Here is a 19,024-nt window from a genome sequence, read left to right on the forward strand (position 1 = left end):
GCGGACATTAGCCAGACTCCGCCAGCGACGGGCGGGATGCTGTTCTTATCGAGGCGGTGCCAGCTGGTGAAACTCCACTAAAAAGCCGAAGTCCGCGGTCGTCGGAGCCGCAAAGGAATCGCCTAGCAGTCCCTGATAACGTTTCATCTCTCGGCCATAGCCCCATTCGGAAATTCGGCGAGCTTGGCCGACGTCGGTTACGGCAATGCTGATTCCGTAAATGTGAGGCCCTCTTTCCTTGAGGGCGTCAGCGGCAGGACCTGGGCCTAATGGTTCGAGAGCGAGAATTGTCTCGCCGCCTGAATCGAAACGTAAGCCGCGCAGGCCCTGCTCTGGCAGGCTGACCTCTCCGGTCCGCTTGAAGCCCATGCGAGAAAGCCGGTCGCTTGTGACCTTGGCATTGGCGTCGAGAAGCCAAACTGCCGAGATTCGTTGCGCCGTGTTCGGGTGTCGTCTGAAAACAATCTGGTCAGCTTGATCGACTGGTGCCGATGCTCCCGGCGCATATTTTATGAAAAACAGATCAGCTCCGGCCAACGGCGGTGATTTGAACCCTACCGTCCTCCACATGCTCTCGCGTGGCGGCTGCGGTCCATCGCCATCAGGATCGTAAGTCATCGGCGAGCTTGGGGCGAGGTCCCAGCCCTCTCTCTCAAGTTGGCGCTCCACTCCGTCGACATCGTTCGCTTCCAACGCAAACATGTTTGACATCGCGCCGCGCTCGGTCGCTGCATAATGCTTCCGCACCTCGTCGGTCAGTTGGACTTCGGGACGCGTGAAATACAGCAACTCTAAGTAGGACCTATCGGCAAACGGGATAATCCGGTTGGCGACACCGTCGCCGAAATCACCGCCCGGCCGCACCTGAAAGCCCAGCTTCACTGCCATGACCGACGTGATCTGGTCGATGTTGCGAGACCAGATGAGAACATGGTCGAGTCCGCCCACGGAACCATGGTGTGCGGAGGATGCAGCACTCGTGACCGGAAGGTATAGCATGGCTGTGGCAATCGCCAAGCTAAGTGACTGGATTCTCATGCCGCGATCTCCCCAACTGACTCCGGAGCTTGTTGCACCGGTAATTCCCCGTGGTGCAACCGCAGCTCTTTCCTAGAGCAGGAAGCGCCCGATCAGATGCTACGCGCTCTTTCTGTGCCGCTCAATGTCAGCTTTCCACCCCAAGATCGCACGCTAAGCTAGCTCGTTTGCTGGCTGAAAGCCGATCGACAGCTATCGCCAAGGTCAGCCCCAGAGCGGACCAGCGGGTAACGACCCCATCACGGACATTCGCAGGCCTACTAACAATCGGCTGCTGTTCGGGTTACACAGGTCGGCGTTCTTGTGGAGGTCGCGATGAGCTTGAGACGACGTGACGTTGTTTTTGGTGCCTCGGCAGCGGCATTAGGGAGCCTTCTCGCGGCAGGATCTGCAAGGGGGCTAGTCACACAAGTAGCCTCCGACGACCTCTATCGAGTCGATGATCCGGCGACGATCATAGCCGCCGCTCGCGAGATCATGAAGGAAGACTGGGTTGGGGTTCTAATCACCATCGACGAGAGCGGCATGCCGCGCGCCCGACCCGTCGGGGTGGGCGAGCCAACTGACGACTGGAGCCTTTGGATTGCAACGCGTCGCGGGAGCCGGAAGACGAAGCAAATCGCTGCAAATCCAAAGGCCGCGCTCCACTTCGGCTTCGACGACATCCCGAATGGTCACAAGAACAGCTACTATGCCAGCTTCATGGGCGTGGCGTCCGTCCATACGGATCAGGAGACTATCTCGGCCCATGGTCCAGCAAAAGAATATAGGGCGCAGTGGCCGGACTATCCGAACGACCTTGCGCTTATTCGTTTTAGGCCCAACCGGCTCGAAGTGATGGGCAAAGGTGTGAAGCCCAGCCAAGCACTATGGCAGCCGCAAGCGGCGGCGCTGCCCCCGAAGGCCTAGGTCCGCTTTCCACCCTCATTGCAGACATACATCGGCGTTTTCCCGTAGCCCGAATGCGGAATTTTGCGAACGACCGAAACTGCGACCACACCCTTTGATTTCTGTGGCTTGCTTTCTGTGTCGCAACATTGGCTAAGCTTAGGATGGAAGACGTCGAAAAGCTTTTCGGGAGACATTGATGCGCGCGATTTGGGTCTGGCCGCTTGCCTTGCTGGCCGCGGGATGCGGACAGGATGAGCCGAGTGCGGCCGAGCGGCAGCGCATGGAGGAGGCCGATATCGCGGCGGTCAAGGCCGCGCAGGAGCCGCCGCCCGCGCCGGTGACGCCGGAGAAAATCCTCTACCCCGACATCGAGCGCTACGAGTTGTCCGGCGCCGGTTGCAACTTCGCACCCGAAGGCAGCATGGCCGCGATCGCGCTCGCCCAGCCGGCGCGGGGCTACATGAAGATCGACGGCGAACTCGAATCGTTCGCGCCCGATATCGGCAGCGGCGACCTGCCACTGGGAGCCAAGGGGAAATACACCGCCGGCGAATGGTCGTTCATGCTGGACCTGGCCGAGGTAGAGGGAAGCCAGTCCGGTTCCGAGACGGTCAATTTTCCCGCGCGGTTCATCCTGCGCAACCAGCGCGACCAGATCGTCTATCAGGCGAGCGGCGTCGCCCAATGCGGCAGTTGATGCGCGGCAGTTGACGCGCGCCTAGTCCTCAATCGGCGCGCTGGGGTCGCGGACCTTGATCAGGCCGTTCGAGACCATTTCCAAGACGGGCTCGTCGTTCTGGTTGAAGACGGTGGCCTGAGACTTGAAAATGCCCATGTCGGGCCGCGACTGGCTGCGGCGCTTTTCCAGCACGGTCGTTTCCACCCGCAAGGTGTCGCCGGGAAATACCGGCTTCTTCCAGCGCAGGTTGTCGATCCCCGGTGAACCGAGGCCGGCCTGCCGGTTGTTCTGCATGTTCTCGACCATCATCGCCATCGTCATCGCACAGGTGTGCCAGCCGCTTGCCGACAGGCGCCCGAAGTGGGTCTTGGCCGCAGCCTCCTCGTCGAGATGAAACGACTGGGGATCGAACTTGCGGGCGAAGTCGAGCACCTCCTCGCGGGTCACCTCGTAGTGGCCGAACTTCGACGTCCGGCCGATCTCAATGTCCTCGAAATACTGCACGCAGTTAATCTCCCAGGCTGAATCGGGCGAACAGCGTGTAGCTGAAAGGCGACTTTCCGTAATAGGAATCGAGCACGGAAGGCTTGGCATAAGTCGCGACCGTGCTGCCAAGCGCCAGGTTCAACGGGCCGAGCGGCACACGGAAGGCATAGCCGGCCTGAAACTTCGTCACCCGGAACGGCATGTCGTGCAGCGGATCGCTGTGATCGGGGAAGAACTCCGCATTCTTCACGTTCTCGACCCGCCCGAACAGAGTGTGCCGGTCGGTCAGGTCCCAGTTCACCTCGCCCAGCCAGGCGGTGTAGGTATCTCCGGGCACGATATTCTTGGCGCTGAATGCGGCCATCGCACTGAGGCCCTTGCCGTCGTTGTAGTGCACCGAAGCGGTCGTACGGTGTTCGTCATCCCCCGGGTGGATCGCCTCGGGCTCCTCGATCTCGGCATAGCTGGCCTGGAGCAGCCATGCCGGCGAGGGTGCGAAGCTGGCGCGGACCGCCCACGAATCGAGCTTCGGCGTCTCGATGTTCCAGCGGAATTCGTCCGGCTCTCGGCCACGGAACGCGCTCGCCTCTAGCTGCCACTTCGGGGCGCTCACCCCGGCCGTCACGACGCCATACGTGATGTGCGTCGAATCGAACCAGTGGTGCGTGATCGGCGCCTCGGGATTATACCGCGCGCTTGCGCGGTGCATGAAGCCGCTCGGCCCGATCGACGGTTCGCCCACCGGCCCGCCGTACAGAAACGCGGTGGTGCCTTCCGCGATGTCGAGATCGATCCGGCCCGCCAGTTCCATGAACAGGTCGTGCGGATGCTGCCGATCGACCAGCGGCTCGCCATAGGCGACCTCGCCCGTGGCGAAGAGGTTGGGGTAGCCGTCGTGGCGCATGGCGGGTTCGAGGCTCATCATCGTGCGTGCCATCCAGCGCCCGCCTTCGAAGCTGCCTGCCACGGTCGCCATGCCCATCGACTGGACATAGAACTTGTCGTCCCCCCGCGGGCCGCCCTGGTCGGTATAGATCGGCCACACGAAACCGTGGAGCATCAGGCTGGTGTCGCCGCCCAGATCGACGATTGCGCCGTGGTTCATCGTTTCGTTGGCAGGGAGCCGCGCGGTGCCCGAGCCTTCGCCCGCGTGAGCGCCTTCATGACCCATCGCCGCATGATCCATCCCCTCGTGACCCATCGAGGCGTGGTTCATGCCGGCGTGATCCATCGTCGAATGGTCCATTTGCGAGTGGTCCATTTTCGAATGATCGACCGGTGCCTGCGCGGGAGCCGGGGTCGGGGCGGGCGTTGCGGCATGGTCGGCGCCGTGGCCGGCGTGCTGTGCAGCGGCGGGCGTCGCGACCGCGATCAGTGCGGTGCCGGCGAGGAATCGGAAAGTCATGAGGAGTTTCACCCGTTCGAGGTCAGTGGTTGAAGATCATCCAGATCGCCATGGCGATCATCGCGAGGTTTTCCGTGAGCGAGACGAAGCCGAGCGGCACGTTGCTCGATCCTCCCACGCAAGCGCACTTGATGTCGCGCTTCTGGATATAGACGGCGTAAAACACGCTCGCCGCGCCGATGGTGCCGATCGTAAGGGCCACCGGGATCGAGAGCCAGTCGAGCGCGCGAGCGGCCATCAGCGCACCCGCTCCGAACTCGAGGAACGGGTAGAGGTAGCTGTAGGGCACCCAGCGTCGCGCCAGCAGGTCGTATCCCAGGAACATCGACGAAAACTTCTCGATGTCCTGCAGTTTGAGCATCGCGAGGATCACCATCGCGAAGCTGACGAACCATTCGCCCGCGCGCACCGTGAAGGGCGTGCCGTAAACGGCGAAGCTCACCGCCAGGGCGAGCGCTGCGGCGGCGGCGAAGACCGCGATGACCGGGACGTAGCTGGTCGAGCCGGGTGCGGGGAGGGGTTTGCCGAAGAACGCCCGCAAGTCGGTGTAACCGCCGATCCGCTTGCCATCGATGAAGGTCTGGGGAGTGGTGTCGACACCATGCTCGCGCTTGAATGCGTCGGTTTCCTCGCGCGTTTTGAGCCAGCGGTCGTCAACCGAATAGCCCTGCCTCTCCAGCAGCCATTTCGACTTGATGCCGTATGGGCAGACGTGATCGGGCATGACCATACGTGCCAGGATCGCGGTCTTCGCGGGGTTTGAATCACTCATGATTCGGGCGTATACCCTCCGTACCATGGTACGGAGTCAAGCGAATGCCGGCGATGCGTATATCCGATCTGGCCAAGGCGGGCGGGGTGGGGGTGGAAACGGTACGCTTCTACCAGCGTAAAGGACTACTGGCCGCGCCCTCGGGCGACGCACCCGCGGGCCGGCATTATGGCGACGACGACGCGCGCAGGCTCCGCTTCGTCCGCAAGGCGCAAGCTGCTGGATTCACCCTGACCCAGATCGCAGAACTGATCGATCTCGATCGGTCCGACGATCGCGCGCGGGCCCGCGAAATGGCGCGCGATCGGGTCGCCGCGCTGGACGCGGAGATCGCCCGGTTGGAGGATGCCCGTCGATCGCTCGCGAAGCTGGCCCGCGATTGCGCCCACGGCAAGGCGGGTTCATGCCCGATCCTTGCCGCTCTCGACTAGAGGTGCGGCTTGAGGTCGCCCTTCTGGATGTCGGGGATGATGCGGTAGCGCGCGGTGATCAGACTGAATACGCCGAACAGGATCAGGCCGACGGCGACCAGCGGATAGACCACGCCGTTGTCGCTTAGCGCGACGAGCGCTTCGCCCAGTCCCTTGACCTCGCTCGATTGCGAGAACCATGCCGCCTTCACCAGCGACCATCCGATGAGCAGGAACACCACCGCCCGCGCGGCGTGGCCTGCGCGACCAATCTGGCAAACGTGGGCCGGCGCGCCGCCGCCGATGTGCTTCATGAAGCTGAGCGTGTAGGCTGATTTCGCCTGCATCGCTGCGCCGATCAGGAAGCCGATCCCGACAATTCCGAGCAGGACGGGGCCCATGTCCCAAGTCAGCAAGCTGCCGGCGGTTTCCTGGCCGCCCCCGGTCGCCTGAGACGATTGCTGCTTGTCGCCGGTGGCGAACTGGTAAGCTGTGTAAGCCAGCAGCAGGTGGGCGATGCCGCTTGCCGCCGACCCGATGCGCTTGGCCTTGCCCTTCGCATCGTCGCCGTGGTTTTCGATATCGGTCGCCGCGTCGATGAACTTGAAGGCGGCATAGGCGAGCAGGCCGATCGCGACGAGATAGAGCATCGGCGTGCCCAGCGGCACGTCCTGGATCAGATCGAAGACCGCGGCCTGTCCATCCTGCGCCTTGCCAGCGGTCGACAGCGCCAGATAACCCAGCAGAATATAGACGAGGCCGCGTGCAGCGTACCCCAGGCGCACGAACCAGCTGAACTTTTCGGACTTGTCGACCATCGCGGCATTACTCCCTTTGGCGCTGCAACGGGCGGGACTGCGATTGGTGCCCTAGACGTTGAACTTGAACATCAGGACATCGCCGTCCTGGACGACGTATTCCTTGCCTTCCTGGCGCAGCTTGCCCGCTTCCTTGGCGCCGGACTCCCCGCCGAGCGCGACGAAATCGTCGAACGCGATGGTTTCTGCGCGAATGAAGCCGCGTTCGAAATCGGTATGGATCTCGCCCGCCGCCTGCGGTGCCTTTGCACCCGTCGGGAATGTCCAGGCGCGCGCTTCCTTGGGCCCGGCGGTGAAGAACGTCTTCAGCCCGAGCAGCTTGTACCCGGCGCGGATCACCCGGCTGAGGCCGCTTTCGGTCAGGCCGAGCGCCTCGAGATATTCGCCGCGTTCTTCGACGGGCATGGAGACCAGCTCGCTCTCGATCGCGGCCGACACGACGACGGCCTCCGCACCCTCGGCCTGCGCCTTGGCGAACACCTGCGCGGTCAGCGCGTTGCCCTCGGCAGCGTCCTCCTCGGCCACGTTGCAGACGTAGAGAACCGGCTTGGCGGTCAGCAACTGCGCCTGCGCGAAGACACGGGCCTCGTCGTCGCCGTTTGGTTCGGTCAGCCGGGCGGGCTTGCCCTCGCGCAGCAGTTCGAGTGCCTGGCCGAGCACGCTGGCCATGACTTTGGCTTCCTTGTCTCCGCTCGTCGCGCGCTTGGCGGCGGCAGGGACCCGTTTCTCGAGGCTTTCGAGGTCGGACAGCATCAGCTCGGTCTCGACCACTTCTGCATCGGCGATGGGATCGACCTTGTTGGCGACGTGCTGGATGTCGTCGTCCTCGAAACAGCGCAACACGTGGACGATCGCGTCCACCTCGCGGATGTTGCCGAGGAACTGGTTGCCGAGCCCTTCGCCCTTGCTCGCGCCCTTCACGAGCCCCGCGATGTCGACGAAGGCCAGCTGCGTCGGCACGATCTTCGCGCTGCCGGCGATGCGGGCGATCTGATCGAGCCGCTCGTCCGGCACGGCGACCTGACCGACGTTCGGCTCGATCGTGCAGAACGGATAGTTCGCGGCCTGTGCGGCCTGCGTTTCGGTAAGGGCATTGAAGAGAGTCGACTTGCCGACATTGGGCAGCCCGACGATTCCACAGCGGAATCCCATCGTGATTACGTCCTTGTGCAGGGTTCGGCGCGCGCCTTAGCCGCGCGAGGGACGCGGCGCCACCCCCGCGACATGGATCGCCGCCTTAGTCGAGTACCCCGCGCACCCACTGGCCCATCTGGGAACCGCCCAGCATCGCGAGTTGTGCGGCCTTAGATGCTTCGTTGATTCCCGTCTGCGGAATGCCCCCGCCGCTGACCGGGCGGCGCAGCGGGCGGGTGCCGGCGGGCATCGCCGCGACCTCGGCAATGGCGCGGGGAATGTCCATCACGTCGGCGGTGCGACCCGAACCGTCCTCGCTGCCCATCCTCGCGACGACGCCGGGATAGCCATCGGTATGTTTCGCATCGGCCCGCGCCTTCAGTTCGGCGGAGTAACGGTTGCGGTTGACCCAGACTTTCGTCGGATAGCCGCCGGGCTCGATGATCGTGACCTCGATCCCGTGCGGCGCGACTTCGTAGGCGAGCTGCTCGAACATCGCCTCGACCGCGAACTTGGTGGCCGAATAGTGGCCCGCGAAGGGTGCGATGACCCGGCCGAGCTGGCTGGAAATGGGCACGATCAGCCCGCTCTTCTTCGCCCGCATTCCCGGCAGTACGGCGCGGGTCAGGCGATGGTAGCCGAACACGTTGGTATCGAAGGCGAGGCGGGTCGCCTCCATGTCCTGCACCTCGACCGGGCCGGTGATCCCGATACCGGCATTGTTCATCAGCACGTCGATGCCGCCACCGGAAAGCCGCTCTGCCTCGGCCACTGCGCGGTTGACCATCCCTTCGTCCAGCACGTCGACTTCGAGCACGGTGATGTCGAGCTTCTCGTCGGTCGCCAGCTTGCGCAGCTCGTCGGCTTCGGGGCGGGGCAGGTTGCGCATCGTCGCGAAGACCTTGGCCCCAAGGCGCGCGAAGTGTTCTGCGCCTGCGCGCCCGAACCCGGAGGAAGCCCCGGTGATGAAGAACGACTTGCCCGTGAGCGAGCGCGGCTGGGCCGGTTGGGCGGCCGTGACGGTGGCAGCGAAAGCACCGGTGGCGGCGGCTCCGGCAAGCAGGCGGCGGCGGTCGATCGTGGGCATGGCGGCAGGTCTCCTTCGAAGAGAAATGCTATCGGCATTCGGCTTGCGCGCCAAGCGTTTGCGGTTCACTTACCCGCCCATGCAGCGCGCCGCTTTCGTTCTCGCCCTGGTCATGCTGGCAGGTTGCCGCACCAGCAATGTCGATCAATGGTCCGGCGGCGGCGGGACGCCGTTCAAGCAAGCCGAGCGCACCTGCCTCGACCTGATGGATTCGATCCGGGAAGAGGATGGCCGAAGCGACTTTTTCCTCGGCTGTATGAATGCATACGGCTGGACGCCGAGGCCGGGAGCCATGCTCGATTTCTAGACGGCGTCGTCGGTCACTGGGGCATAACCCAGGCGGATGAACTCCAGGTGCAGCCGCCGCAGGGCCCAGACGTCGTAGAGCGCGTGGCCGATCATGACGGTGAGCAGGCTGCCCGTCCACCAATAGACTAGCCCCATGATCACGCCGACCACCAGGATGATCGCGCCGATCAACGGCTTGGCCAGGTGAAACAGGGCGAAGACCAGCGAACTGAGGAATATCGCGGCCGCTGGTCCCGTGTAGCCATCGAGCAGGGTCATCAGTCCGCCGCGGAAAATCGCCTCTTCTCCGATGCCGGCGCACAGGGCGATGATCACGTATTCGCGCCAGCCCGTCCGCTCGCTGAAAAGGACGGCCATCTTCGACTGGAGATGGACGGTATGTTCGAGGAAGCGCGGGAATGCCTTGAACGTCGCGCCGACGACCGCGATCAGGGCGAGGCCGAGAAGCACGCCCTGGCCGACGGGAAGCCACCCCAAGTCGACGAACTCGGCCAGATCGTTGCCCGCAAATACCCACATGGCCGCCCCGGCGACGACGAACACGAGTGCCTGCGCGGTGAGCGCGGCAGCGATCTTCCCGCTCGGGAGAGGCAGGGACTGGTCAGTCACGCTGGCGCAGGGCCACGTCGCTCATGAAGCGCGCATCGTTTCCATCGGCCAGCCACTCGGCCTCCGCAGCCATCGCGCCCAGCATCCCGGCAAGATCATCGATCTCCGCCTTGGCATAGTTGCCCAGCACGTGCCCCGTCACCCGGTCCTTGTGCCCCGGGTGTCCGATGCCGATCCGCACCCGGCGAAAATCGGGCCCCAGATGCTGGTCGATCGACCGCAGGCCGTTGTGTCCGGCAAGGCCCCCGCCGATGCGGACCTTTACCTTGAAAGGCGCGAGGTCGAGTTCATCGTGGAACACGGTCAGCGCTTCGACGCCGAGCTTGTAGAACCGCAGCGCCTCACCCACCGCGCGGCCGCTCTCGTTCATGAAGGTCGCGGGCTTCAGCAGCAGCACCTTGTGCGACCCGATGCGGCCTTCCTGGACCCAGCCGGAGAACTTCTTCTGGACGGGTGCGAATCCATGCACCTCGGCAATGGCGTCGAGCGCCATGAAGCCGACGTTGTGGCGGTGCATCGCGTATTGCGGACCGGGATTTCCGAGACCTGCCCAGACTTGCATGGCGCGCGCCTAGCCTATGCCAGCCGGTCGAGAAAGGCCTGCGCCTCGGCCGGACGGGCAAAGCGTATCACCCTGCCCGGAAAGCGGGTCAGTCGCTGCTGGAGCATCGGATTTTTATCTCGGCGGAAATTGGCGACATACCGCACAAACTCCCAGTCGAACCGTTCGGGACAGCCCGGCGCGGCATCGGGGCGGACCTGCCCGTTCAGGGTGATCACCCGCTTGAACAAGCGCCACAGGCATAGCGCGGTGGGATAATCGAGGAGGATCGCAGTGTCGGCACGGGCCAGCCGCCGATCCATGCTGCCTCCGTAGTTACCGTCGATGATCCAGCGATCCGCAGCGAGCAGGCAATCCAGCTTTTCGCTCCACTCGGCTTCGTCGCGCTCGATCCAACCTGGCAGGTGATACTCGGCATCGAGGTGAATGAGCGGCAAGCTGGTTAGCTGGGCGAGAGCGCGCGCGAAGGTGGACTTGCCCGCCCCGGGCGAGCCTATGACAAGCACCCGTTCCATATCACTTGCTCCCAGTCGAAATACGCATCCCCAAAAAACAAAACGCCGGCCCCCTTGCGAGGACCGGCGCCTGTTTGTCTCGGCAAAGGCCGCGAGCGGAGGATTACTCCTCGGTCGCCGCTTCTTCGCCGTCGGTGGCTTCAGCTTCGTCTTCGGCGGCCTGCTCGGTCGCGGGCACGTCACCGGCCGAAGCCTCGGCGCCTTCGGCCTTCTTGAGCGCCGACGGAGCAACCAACGTCGCGATGGTGAAATCGCGGTCGGTGATCGCGCTTTCCGAACCGGCCGGCAGCGTCACTTCGCTGATGTGGATCGAATCGCCGACGTCCTTGCCGGTCACGTCGATCTCGATCTGGTCGGGGATCTTGTCCGATTCGCAGATCAGTTCGAGGTCGTGACGAACGATGTTGAGCACGCCGCCCTTCTTGAGGCCCGGGCTCGCTTCCTCGTTGAGGAAAACGACCGGCACGGCGACCTGGATCTTCGCGTCCTTCGACAGGCGCAGGAAGTCGACGTGGATCGGACGGTCGGTAACCGGGTGGAAGGCAACGTCCTTGGGGAGCGTACGGACCTTCTTGCCGCCGACTTCGATCATGACGATCGAGTTCATGAAGTGGCCGGTGCCGAGCTGGCGCACCAGCTCCTTGGCTTCGACGTGGATCGGAGTGGGTTCTTCCTTGCCGCCGTAGATAACGGCGGGAACACGGCCTTCGCGGCGCAATACACGGGAGGCTCCCTTGCCAGCCCGTTCGCGCGCCTCGGCCGGCAGGGTCAGAGCATCGCTCATGGTATTGCCTTTCGAATGCGGTTGATATCCGGTCCGCCACGCCTCCAGGGATGACCATGACGCCGGAAGCGCGGGCCGTTACCCGCATGGCCGGCGAAAAGCAAGCTCAGCGGACGCGGCGTACCGTGTAGCCCTTCGCGGTGAGCAATTCGGGGAGCCCTTGCGGAGGCGCCATATGGGCCGCACCGACCGCCACGAGCGGCTTGCGCCCCTCGGCAAGCATGGCGCCGATCGTATCGGCCCAGGCGCGGTTGCGGCGGGTCAGCAGGGCCTCGCGCAGCTCGGGATCGGCGAGCAGGCCCTCGTCTCCCTCTTTGGTGATCGCTTCCATATCCCCGGCCAGCCATAGCTTCGCGAGCCGGGTGGTCTCGCCGGAGGTCATCGTGTCTTCCTCGACCACCGCGCCCAGCAGGTCCCGCTGATCGGCTTCGGGCAGGGTGTCGAAGATAGACAGCTGCCCTTCGATGCCTTCGAGTTCCTCGATCTCGCGGGCTCGGAAGTCGCGCACGAGCGCCCGGTCGACACCGTTCTCGCCCTGCGAGTCGTCGGCAAGCTGCGCGAGGGTAAGTGCTGCGGCCCAGGTCTCCATCGCCCGGAAATCGGCTTCCCGATAATTGCCCTTGGCCAGCAGGGCGCGCAGCTTTTCCCTGAGCGATGGCGCCACCCGCTCGCTGAGCGGCGGCAAGCCTGCGGGCGAATGCGACAGCCGGGTAAAGGTAGCTGCGAGCTTGGCGGAATCGTCGAGGTCCTTGGCTTCGACCACCAAAAGGTCGGCCCCGACGATCGCCTTTTCGATCGCCGGGGTTCGCCATTCCGCGCCTTCCGGAAGCGCGTGGATCGTGCCGAAAAGCCAGCCTGCCGGGGTTCCGTCCGCCAGGGTGATCTCCCACAGCGCCGGGTCGGGTGGGGGAAGTTCCGGTTTGTCGGCGGTGTCGCCGCAGCCGGCGAGCGCCAGTGCCGCCAGTAGGCCAAGGAGTGCGCGGATCACTGGACCCGCACACTCTTGATGCCGCGCGTGGCGAGGGCGTCCTGCACGCTTTCCTTGCCCGCGAGATGGCCCGCGCCGACCGCCATAAACACGGTACCGGGCTGGTCGAGACGGTCGTCGATCCACTGCGCCCAGTTGCGATTGCGGGCGTAGAGCAGTCGTTCGGCCAGCGCCGGATCGTCCTTCATCGATTCGTTCATCAGCGCGGCCAGCCGGTCGGCATCGCCCTCGCTCCACGCCTTGACCATCTGATCGAGCGTAGGGACCATCTTGTCGACGTTCTCGGCCGTCGTGGTGAGGAACTTGGCCTGCGCGTCCAGCGGAAGGTCGTCGAACAGCTTCATCTGGCCTTCGACGGTTTCCACCGCGTCGCGCTTGATGCTGGCGCCCGCCTTGCTCTCGAGCACCTTCTCGACGCCGCTATCGACCTTGTAGCCGTTCTGCATCAGCGGAAGCATCGACAGGGTCATGGCGGCGAACCACGGCTCAAACCGGTCGAATGCCTGCGGGGGAACCTGCAACTTGCCGAGCGCGGTCTCATAAGTGGTGCGTTGTTCGTCGGTCAGCATGGCGCGGAGCGACTTTTCGGGCGGCAGCATGGCAAAGGCCATGATCGTCTGCTGCGCTGACGGATCGGTCATGGCGCTCGGCGGCAGTTCGGTTACGATCGACTCCGAAGCGGCGAGCGCTCCGGATATCCGATCGTCGAACCAGGTCACGTTTTCGGGCAACACGTGGACCGTGCCGAACAGGTAGATCGTCGTGTCCTCGTCGGACACCTTCCACAGGGCAGGGCCGGCGGGCGCGGCGGCGGGCGTGGCGACTGCCGTTTCGACGGGTGCAGGCGTGGTGGCGCAAGCCGGTGCGGCAAGCAGCGCGGCGGCGGGGATGAGCGTGCGGGCAAGTGTGCGAAGCGAAACGGTCATGGCAGGTGGGCTCCTATACGAAGACGAAGTGGATGAAAGGGAAGGGGATCGGCGGCGTCATCCATATCGGCGGATGATCCAAACCAAGCCCCAGACGACGTAGACGATCAGGAAAACGATCATGACGTCGGGTTCGGGCAGCATTCCGCCGCGCCAGGCCAGCCACCAGCCCGGTGCCACGGCGGAAAATACATAGATCCCGGCAAGGGTACCGTCGCGGTACGCTTCGGACTCGTGCTCGTCGATCGAGCGATGCCAGGCCCAGGTGATCGGTGGCACCACGACGAGGATGATCGCGATAGCAACGATGGCAAGCCATTGCGGGATCGGTGCGTTCGAGAACACTTCGGGCGGCTCGGTCCCGACAGCCAGGCTGCCCAGAACCAGGAACATTCCCAGAAGGGCGCCGATCACCATCGACCAGACGAGCATCTTGCGTGCCCGTCCCACTCTTGGCGAAACCTGTGTGAAGATGGCAGGGATCGAACGCTTGAGAAGCCATGTGCTTGCGACGACCACCACGAGTGCACCCACCAGGAATGCGGCGCCCAGCGGTTTCATCGCTTCGCGTTCGATCGACGACGCCACGACACCGGCGATCAGGCCGAGGCTGAACAGCAGCAGCGTTCCGGCAACGGCCGCGACGAGGACCGGATGCCGCCACAGCGGTATTGCAGGCTCATCCTTGATCATCGAAAATCTCCTCGATCGGCATTTCGAACAGCCGGGAAATGCGGAAGGCGAGCGGCAGCGACGGGTCGTGCTTGCCGGTCTCGATGGCGTTCACCGCCTGGCGCGACACGTCGAGGTGCATCGCCAGGTCGGCCTGGCTCCAGTCGCGCATGGCGCGCAGGACCTTGAGCTTGTTGTTCATGCACCCCTCCATCGCTTGAGGTGATAGGTGGCATAGAAGACGAGCAGGCCGATCAGGAAGGGCCACTCCAACAGTCCGACCTGCGGGATGGCATCCGACAGCCGTTCGCCCGCAGCGATGGCGATCTGGGCAACGCCTGCGATGACGAAGAGCGCAACGCTGGCACTGGCCGTCCATAATTCGGCCACGAAATCGTCGACGCGTCGGGGAATGCGCATGATGAACATGGCAAGCATGTTGATCGTGACGGCCGGGACGGTCAGATCGGGGATCCACTGCAGGCGGCTGGCGAACAGGATCAGCGCCATGATGGTGCCGACGATGCTCATGTTGAGCGCGATCTGCGAATAGTCGCGGTTCGTCACGGCGTGGGGCTCGTAGGGCATGTCGAGCGCTCCTCAGTAGCCGCGCAGGCGCTTGAGGTGGAACCCGGCGAAGAAGCCGAGAATGGCGAGAGCCGGGGCGAGCGAGGCGGGGGTATCCATCTTGCGGTCGAGGCCCGTCAGTCCGTCGAAGAAGCCTTCGAGCCAGGGGGCGAACAGGAAGACGATCACGAGCGTCACGAACGCCACCGAAGTGCCGGCGGTCCACAGACTCTGGATGTATTCGTCGCGCAGCTTGCGGCGCATGAGCATTCCCAGGCTGACGAGCAGCAGCCCGATCGAAAAGCCGCGGACGAAGTCCGGCCAGTCGAGCGTCGTTGCCGCGAGGTAGAGGACAATCGCGGCGGTGCCGGCGTAGGCCATCACCAGGTACAGGGTCGTTCTCTTCTCGGCGGTCACGAATTGCTCCTCAGCGGGTAGTCAAAGAGAAAAGCAGGGACCGGGCCGGGCTGTGGCACCGGTCCCTGCGACAACCGGATCAAGCGCCCGGCTGCGAGGACGTGGTGGCGGCGAAGCGAACCTTGTCGGCCTTCGCCTTGGCGACTGCCAGCCCGACGACCTGGCGACTGCTTTCGATCACGTCGGCGCGGCATTCGATCTCGTAACGACGCGACTGCAGGTCGCGGCCGCCGCTCGCGCACATGGCCTTGGCTGCATATTCGATCCGCGCGTCGAGCCGGGCAATGCCCGCTTCGGTGGTCAGGTCGAGGTCGGCGTGTTCGACGGTGTAGCTAGGCACAGGTTCGGCGGAGTTCGCGGCAACGGGAGCGGCGAACAGGGCGGCGGTGGCAAGGATCTTGATCATCGTGTCTCTCCAGCTTGGATGTAGGGTCCAGTGGTAAGGTCAACCTTCCGTTGTGTCAGGTTGTGCTGACTATATGTCGCGATTCGCTGACTATGTCAACACTACCTGACAAAAAGTTTGGAGTACCTTCCATCGACCTTGCCGAATGGGGCGCGGTTGACGCCCCCGCGCGCCTCCGCCATTGCGCGCTGCACCATGAGCCGCGACCCGTCCAAAAGCTTTCAGGACATGATCCTGACGCTCCACGATTTCTGGAGCGCCAACGGCTGCCTGATCCTTCAGCCCTATGACATGCGCATGGGGGCCGGCACGTTCCACACCGCGACCACGCTGCGCGCGCTGGGCCCGGAGCCGTGGAATGCCGCGTTCGTCCAGCCGTGCCGCCGCCCGACCGACGGCCGCTATGGCGAGAACCCGAACCGGCTGCAGCACTATTACCAGTACCAGGTGATCCTGAAGCCGAGCCCGCCCGACCTGCAGGAGCTTTACCTGCAGAGCCTGGTCGAGATCGGCATCGATCCGCTGAAGCACGACATCCGCTTCGTCGAGGACGACTGGGAGAGCCCCACGCTGGGCGCCTGGGGGCTGGGCTGGGAAGTCTGGTGCGACGGGATGGAAGTGACGCAGTTCACCTATTTCCAGCAGATGGGCGGTTTCGACTGCAAACCGGTTGCGGGCGAACTGACCTACGGCCTCGAACGCCTCGCGATGTACATCCAGGGCGTCGACAACGTGTACGATCTGAACTTCGACGGGCGCGGGACCAGCTACGGCCAGGTATTCCTCGAGAACGAGCGCCAGATGTCGAAGTGGAACTTCGAGGTCGCCGATACCGACGCGCTTTTCGACCTGTTCCGCAAGGCCGCTGCCGAGTGCAAGAACGCGCTGGCCGCAGACGTGCCGATCGCCGCCTACGAGCAGGCGATCGAGGCGAGCCATCTGTTCAACCTCCTCCAGGCGCGCGGCGTGATCAGCGTGCAGGAACGCGCCAGCTACATGGCGCAGGTGCGCGATCTCGCGCGCGGTTCGTGCGAGGCCTACATGGCCAAGGAGCAGGCGGGCTGGGCCGAAAAGTATCCGGAGTGGAGCGCATGAGCGCAGCCGACTTCCTGCTCGAACTGCGCTGCGAGGAAATTCCCGCGCGGATGCAGGCCGGTGCCCGCGCCGATCTCGAGCGGCTGTTTCGCGCCGAGATGGGTGCGGCAGGCGTTGCCGTGGGCGAGGTGACCGTCTGGTCCACCCCGCGGCGCCTCGCGCTGATCGCCCGCGGTCTGCCCGAAGCGACCGAGGCGGTGAGCGAGGACGCCAAGGGCCCGCCTGAAGGCGCGCCCGATGCCGCGATCGACGGGTTCTGCAAGAAGAACGGCGTTACCCGCGACCAGCTCGAATTGCGCGACGTGAAGGGCCGCAACACGTGGTTCGCGGTGATCGACAAGCCGGGTCGCGCGACCCGCGACCTGCTGACAGAGGCGATCCCGGCGATCGTGCGCGCCTTTCCGTGGCCCAAGTCGATGCGCTGGGGTGCGGCTTCGCTCTCGACCCAGAGCATCCGGTGGGTGCGCCCATTGTCCGGCATCGTCGCGATCCTGGGCGATAGCCTCGTGGAGTGCGAGATCGGCGGCGTGGCATCGGGCTATGCCACGCGCGGCCACCGCTTCCACTGTCCGGGCGAAGTGACCATCGGAGGCGCGTCCGACTACGCCGAGAAGCTGCGCGCGTGCCACGTGATCGTCGATCACGCCGAGCGGCAGGACCTGATCCGCGAGCGCGCGGCCAAGGCGGCTTCCGAGGCGGGACTCTCGCTGGTCGAGGACGAAGGACTGGTGATCGAGAACGCCGGCCTCACCGAATGGCCCGTGCCGCTGCTCGGCCGCTTCGACGAGGCATATCTCGACGTCCCGCCCGAGGTGATCCAGCTTACCGCGCGGACCAACCAGAAGTATTTCGTCTGCAACTCGGCGGACGGCAAACTGGCGAATGCCTTCGTTTGTACCGCCAACATCGAGGCTGCCGACGGCGGTGCGGCAATCGTCGACGGTAACCGCAAGGTCCTCGCCGCCCGCCTGTCGGACGCGCGCTTCTTCTGGGAGCAGGACCGCAAGACCTCGCTCGCGGACCACGCGAAGAAGCTCGAACGGATCACCTTCCACGAAAAGCTCGGCACCGTCGCCGACAAGGTCGACCGGGTGTCGAAGCTCGCCCGCTGGCTGGTCGAGGAAGGCATCGTCAAGGGCGCGGACGCGGACCAGGCCGAACAGGCCGCCCGCCTCGCCAAGGCCGACCTCGTCACCGAGATGGTCGGCGAGTTCCCCGAACTGCAGGGCCTGATGGGCGGCTACTACGCCCGCGCCGAGGGCCTGCCCGCCGCCGTCGCCGACGCCATCCGCGACCACTACAAGCCGGTTGGGCAGGGTGACAAAGTCCCCACCGCGCCGGTGACGGTGGTGGTGAGTTTGGCGGATAAGCTGGATACTATCAGCACGTTCTTTTTCGTGGGCGAATTTCCAACTGGTTCTAAAGATCCTTTCGCGCTTCGAAGGGCTGCTATCTCCCTTATTCGGTTGATCGTTTCCAATGGGGTTCGCCTGAACCTGCCGTTGGCGATTCTAAGTCCAATCTTACACCTTTCGATACAAGTGATTGGTCGACACTACGAAGGGACGATCGTTTCCTTAAAAGGTGCATTTGAGACTCTCGGGATCGACGCTTCCGAGGGTGAATTGTCAGATGACTATTTAACCGAAGTCACAAACGAAGATTGGATTCGGGCAGCCGTCTTTGAACCGTCATCGCGCTCCGCAGGGCAGGTTTTGGACTTCATTGCCGACCGCCTCAAGGTCCAGCAACGCGAAGCCGGTGTCCGCCACGACCTGATCGATGCGGTGTTCGCGCTCGGGGGCGAGGACGATCTCGTCCGCTTGCTCGCGCGGGTACATGCGCTGCAGGAGTTCATGGGTACCGAAGATGGCGCGAACTTGCTTGCGGGCTACAAGCGCGCGGCGAACATTCTGAAGAAGGAAAATCACACACTCGTCACCCCCGCGGAGGCCGGAGTCCATCAGGCCTCTGGCGCTGACCGAGAAATGGATTCCCGCCTTCGCGGGAATGGCGAGAACGGGACTATCCCTCGCACCGGCGACGAGGACCCGATGGCCGATGTCGACGATCCACAGATGCGGGCCGTCTATGCCGCGCGGTCGCAGGAGAAGAGCGCGCTTTCCTACACGCCCGAAACGGACGAAAAGGCGCTGATCGAGGCGCTCGACGCAGCCGGGCCGCGCGCCGCCGCAGCGGTGGAGGCGGAGGACTTTGCAGCGGCGATGGCAGCGCTCGCTACGTTGCGCGCCCCGATCGACCGGTTCTTTGACAGCGTGACGGTGAACGACCCCGACCCGCCCAAGCGCACGGCCCGGCTCGACCTCCTTGCCCGGTTCCGCGATGCGGTGCACCGGGTAGCCGATTTCAGCCGTATCGAAGGGTGACACGAAAGGTGACAATCGGGACACCGGCTTTCGCCGATTAATGGTTGATTTTCAGATACCTAAAGCG

The 19,024-nt window shown here is 64.2% G+C and carries 24 protein-coding genes; 6 read left to right on the forward strand and 18 right to left on the reverse strand.

The genetic code is table 11. From position 1 onward, the window contains the following. Positions 1-45 precede the first annotated feature (45 nt). Positions 46-999, reverse strand: a complete 954-nt coding sequence (locus AR323_RS03545; RefSeq protein WP_057882603.1) for a VOC family protein — start codon at positions 997-999, stop codon at positions 46-48. A 354-nt stretch (positions 1,000-1,353) separates the two neighbouring features. Between AR323_RS03545 and AR323_RS03550 the strand changes: the two genes are divergently transcribed. Together AR323_RS03550 and AR323_RS03555 are read left to right on the forward strand one after the other, a co-directional pair. After that, complete coding sequence (locus tag AR323_RS03550; protein WP_152980291.1) at positions 1,354-1,947, forward strand: pyridoxamine 5'-phosphate oxidase family protein; 594 nt, start codon at positions 1,354-1,356, stop codon at positions 1,945-1,947. A gap of 178 nt (positions 1,948-2,125) precedes the next feature. After that, positions 2,126-2,626, forward strand: coding sequence for a hypothetical protein (locus tag AR323_RS03555; RefSeq protein WP_057882605.1), 501 nt, complete (start codon positions 2,126-2,128; stop codon positions 2,624-2,626). A gap of 21 nt (positions 2,627-2,647) precedes the next feature. Here AR323_RS03555 and AR323_RS03560 read toward each other — a convergent pair whose 3' ends face one another. Genes AR323_RS03560 through AR323_RS03570 form a run of 3 tightly spaced genes read right to left on the reverse strand, consistent with a single transcriptional unit; the run spans position 2,648 to position 5,271 of the window. Further along, on the reverse strand, positions 2,648-3,112 hold the full coding sequence (locus tag AR323_RS03560) for a MaoC family dehydratase (protein ID WP_057882606.1): 465 nt from the start codon (positions 3,110-3,112) through the stop codon (positions 2,648-2,650). Positions 3,113-3,116: 4 nt separating this feature from the next. Beyond that, complete coding sequence (locus tag AR323_RS03565; protein ID WP_152980292.1) at positions 3,117-4,499, reverse strand: hypothetical protein; 1,383 nt, start codon at positions 4,497-4,499, stop codon at positions 3,117-3,119. Between the two features lie 22 nt (positions 4,500-4,521). Then, positions 4,522-5,271, reverse strand: a complete 750-nt coding sequence (locus tag AR323_RS03570) for a MauE/DoxX family redox-associated membrane protein (protein ID WP_057883149.1) — start codon at positions 5,269-5,271, stop codon at positions 4,522-4,524. Positions 5,272-5,315: 44 nt separating this feature from the next. Between AR323_RS03570 and AR323_RS03575 the strand changes: the two genes are divergently transcribed. Next, entirely contained in the window at positions 5,316-5,702 is a 387-nt protein-coding gene (locus AR323_RS03575; protein WP_057882607.1) for a MerR family transcriptional regulator, read from the forward strand. On the opposite strand, the gene AR323_RS03580 is transcribed toward AR323_RS03575, so the two are convergent. The 3 genes from AR323_RS03580 to AR323_RS03590 form a co-directional block, all read right to left on the reverse strand. Next, positions 5,699-6,499, reverse strand: a complete 801-nt coding sequence (locus tag AR323_RS03580; RefSeq protein WP_057882608.1) for a DUF1206 domain-containing protein — start codon at positions 6,497-6,499, stop codon at positions 5,699-5,701. The two genes, AR323_RS03575 and AR323_RS03580, sit on opposite strands and share 4 nt — an antisense overlap. A gap of 51 nt (positions 6,500-6,550) precedes the next feature. Then, positions 6,551-7,651 (reverse strand): redox-regulated ATPase YchF, encoded by a 1,101-nt coding sequence (gene ychF, locus AR323_RS03585; RefSeq protein ID WP_057882609.1) that lies wholly within the window; start codon positions 7,649-7,651, stop codon positions 6,551-6,553. Positions 7,652-7,736: 85 nt separating this feature from the next. Next, positions 7,737-8,720: an SDR family oxidoreductase gene (locus tag AR323_RS03590; RefSeq protein ID WP_057882610.1), complete on the reverse strand. Its 984-nt coding sequence runs from the start codon at positions 8,718-8,720 to the stop codon at positions 7,737-7,739. 79 nt (positions 8,721-8,799) lie between these two features. Between AR323_RS03590 and AR323_RS03595 the strand changes: the two genes are divergently transcribed. Further along, positions 8,800-9,027: a hypothetical protein gene (locus tag AR323_RS03595; protein ID WP_152980293.1), complete on the forward strand. Its 228-nt coding sequence runs from the start codon at positions 8,800-8,802 to the stop codon at positions 9,025-9,027. Here AR323_RS03595 and AR323_RS03600 read toward each other — a convergent pair. From AR323_RS03600 to AR323_RS03650, 11 genes are all read right to left on the reverse strand, one after another. Beyond that, entirely contained in the window at positions 9,024-9,638 is a 615-nt protein-coding gene (locus AR323_RS03600; RefSeq protein WP_057882612.1) for a CPBP family intramembrane glutamic endopeptidase, read from the reverse strand. The genes AR323_RS03595 and AR323_RS03600 overlap by 4 nt on opposite strands. Further along, positions 9,631-10,200 (reverse strand): aminoacyl-tRNA hydrolase, encoded by a 570-nt coding sequence (gene pth / locus AR323_RS03605; protein ID WP_057882613.1) that lies wholly within the window; start codon positions 10,198-10,200, stop codon positions 9,631-9,633. The genes AR323_RS03600 and pth overlap by 8 nt, the downstream gene beginning before the upstream one ends. A 14-nt stretch (positions 10,201-10,214) precedes the next feature. Then, positions 10,215-10,715, reverse strand: a complete 501-nt coding sequence (locus tag AR323_RS03610; RefSeq protein ID WP_057882614.1) for an AAA family ATPase — start codon at positions 10,713-10,715, stop codon at positions 10,215-10,217. A 103-nt stretch (positions 10,716-10,818) separates the two neighbouring features. Then, the gene (locus AR323_RS03615; protein WP_057882615.1) at positions 10,819-11,499 is read right to left on the reverse strand and encodes a 50S ribosomal protein L25/general stress protein Ctc; all 681 of its coding nucleotides are present in this window, start codon (positions 11,497-11,499) and stop codon (positions 10,819-10,821) included. Between the two features lie 106 nt (positions 11,500-11,605). Then, on the reverse strand, positions 11,606-12,487 hold the full coding sequence (locus AR323_RS03620; protein ID WP_123321814.1) for a TraB/GumN family protein: 882 nt from the start codon (positions 12,485-12,487) through the stop codon (positions 11,606-11,608). Then, positions 12,484-13,413: a TraB/GumN family protein gene (locus AR323_RS03625; RefSeq protein ID WP_057882616.1), complete on the reverse strand. Its 930-nt coding sequence runs from the start codon at positions 13,411-13,413 to the stop codon at positions 12,484-12,486. The genes AR323_RS03620 and AR323_RS03625 overlap by 4 nt, the downstream gene beginning before the upstream one ends. Positions 13,414-13,470: 57 nt before the next feature. After that, entirely contained in the window at positions 13,471-14,106 is a 636-nt protein-coding gene (locus AR323_RS03630) for a hypothetical protein (RefSeq protein WP_057882617.1), read from the reverse strand. After that, positions 14,093-14,287: a helix-turn-helix transcriptional regulator gene (locus AR323_RS03635; RefSeq protein WP_057882618.1), complete on the reverse strand. Its 195-nt coding sequence runs from the start codon at positions 14,285-14,287 to the stop codon at positions 14,093-14,095. Before AR323_RS03635 ends, AR323_RS03630 begins: the two co-directional genes overlap by 14 nt. Next, a complete protein-coding gene (locus tag AR323_RS03640; RefSeq protein ID WP_057882619.1) occupies positions 14,284-14,673 on the reverse strand; it encodes a hypothetical protein in 390 nt (129 codons plus the stop codon). Before AR323_RS03640 ends, AR323_RS03635 begins: the two co-directional genes overlap by 4 nt. 12 nt (positions 14,674-14,685) lie before the next feature. Further along, the gene (locus tag AR323_RS03645; RefSeq protein WP_057882620.1) at positions 14,686-15,069 is read right to left on the reverse strand and encodes a hypothetical protein; all 384 of its coding nucleotides are present in this window, start codon (positions 15,067-15,069) and stop codon (positions 14,686-14,688) included. Positions 15,070-15,148: 79 nt separating this feature from the next. After that, the gene (locus AR323_RS03650; protein WP_057882621.1) at positions 15,149-15,475 is read right to left on the reverse strand and encodes a UrcA family protein; all 327 of its coding nucleotides are present in this window, start codon (positions 15,473-15,475) and stop codon (positions 15,149-15,151) included. 195 nt (positions 15,476-15,670) lie between these two features. Here AR323_RS03650 and AR323_RS03655 point away from each other — a divergent pair, with 195 nt between their 5' ends. Both AR323_RS03655 and glyS read left to right on the forward strand, forming a co-directional pair. Beyond that, positions 15,671-16,570, forward strand: a complete 900-nt coding sequence (locus AR323_RS03655; RefSeq protein WP_057882622.1) for a glycine--tRNA ligase subunit alpha — start codon at positions 15,671-15,673, stop codon at positions 16,568-16,570. After that, entirely contained in the window at positions 16,567-18,957 is a 2,391-nt protein-coding gene (gene glyS, locus AR323_RS03660) for a glycine--tRNA ligase subunit beta (protein ID WP_057882623.1), read from the forward strand. Before AR323_RS03655 ends, glyS begins: the two co-directional genes overlap by 4 nt. The last annotated feature ends 67 nt before the right edge of the window (positions 18,958-19,024 follow it).

It is taken from the genome of Tsuneonella troitsensis (assembly GCF_001441535.1).
Classification (GTDB): Bacteria; Pseudomonadota; Alphaproteobacteria; order Sphingomonadales; family Sphingomonadaceae; genus Tsuneonella; species Tsuneonella troitsensis.

Coding starts and splice junctions, on each gene's coding strand:
- AR323_RS03545 (WP_057882603.1), bottom strand. CDS start 999: ATGCTATACCTTCCGGTCACGAGTGCTGCATCCTCCGCACACCATGGT.
- AR323_RS03550 (WP_152980291.1), top strand. CDS start 1,354: ATGAGCTTGAGACGACGTGACGTTGTTTTTGGTGCCTCGGCAGCGGCA.
- AR323_RS03555 (WP_057882605.1), top strand. CDS start 2,126: ATGCGCGCGATTTGGGTCTGGCCGCTTGCCTTGCTGGCCGCGGGATGC.
- AR323_RS03565 (WP_152980292.1), bottom strand. CDS start 4,499: ATGACTTTCCGATTCCTCGCCGGCACCGCACTGATCGCGGTCGCGACG.
- AR323_RS03570 (WP_057883149.1), bottom strand. CDS start 5,271: ATGAGTGATTCAAACCCCGCGAAGACCGCGATCCTGGCACGTATGGTC.
- AR323_RS03575 (WP_057882607.1), top strand. CDS start 5,316: ATGCCGGCGATGCGTATATCCGATCTGGCCAAGGCGGGCGGGGTGGGG.
- AR323_RS03580 (WP_057882608.1), bottom strand. CDS start 6,499: ATGGTCGACAAGTCCGAAAAGTTCAGCTGGTTCGTGCGCCTGGGGTAC.
- ychF (WP_057882609.1), bottom strand. CDS start 7,651: ATGGGATTCCGCTGTGGAATCGTCGGGCTGCCCAATGTCGGCAAGTCG.
- AR323_RS03590 (WP_057882610.1), bottom strand. CDS start 8,720: ATGCCCACGATCGACCGCCGCCGCCTGCTTGCCGGAGCCGCCGCCACC.
- AR323_RS03595 (WP_152980293.1), top strand. CDS start 8,800: ATGCAGCGCGCCGCTTTCGTTCTCGCCCTGGTCATGCTGGCAGGTTGC.
- pth (WP_057882613.1), bottom strand. CDS start 10,200: ATGCAAGTCTGGGCAGGTCTCGGAAATCCCGGTCCGCAATACGCGATG.
- AR323_RS03610 (WP_057882614.1), bottom strand. CDS start 10,715: ATGGAACGGGTGCTTGTCATAGGCTCGCCCGGGGCGGGCAAGTCCACC.
- AR323_RS03615 (WP_057882615.1), bottom strand. CDS start 11,499: ATGAGCGATGCTCTGACCCTGCCGGCCGAGGCGCGCGAACGGGCTGGC.
- AR323_RS03625 (WP_057882616.1), bottom strand. CDS start 13,413: ATGACCGTTTCGCTTCGCACACTTGCCCGCACGCTCATCCCCGCCGCC.
- AR323_RS03630 (WP_057882617.1), bottom strand. CDS start 14,106: ATGATCAAGGATGAGCCTGCAATACCGCTGTGGCGGCATCCGGTCCTC.
- AR323_RS03635 (WP_057882618.1), bottom strand. CDS start 14,287: ATGAACAACAAGCTCAAGGTCCTGCGCGCCATGCGCGACTGGAGCCAG.
- AR323_RS03640 (WP_057882619.1), bottom strand. CDS start 14,673: ATGCCCTACGAGCCCCACGCCGTGACGAACCGCGACTATTCGCAGATC.
- AR323_RS03650 (WP_057882621.1), bottom strand. CDS start 15,475: ATGATCAAGATCCTTGCCACCGCCGCCCTGTTCGCCGCTCCCGTTGCC.
- AR323_RS03655 (WP_057882622.1), top strand. CDS start 15,671: ATGAGCCGCGACCCGTCCAAAAGCTTTCAGGACATGATCCTGACGCTC.
- glyS (WP_057882623.1), top strand. CDS start 16,567: ATGAGCGCAGCCGACTTCCTGCTCGAACTGCGCTGCGAGGAAATTCCC.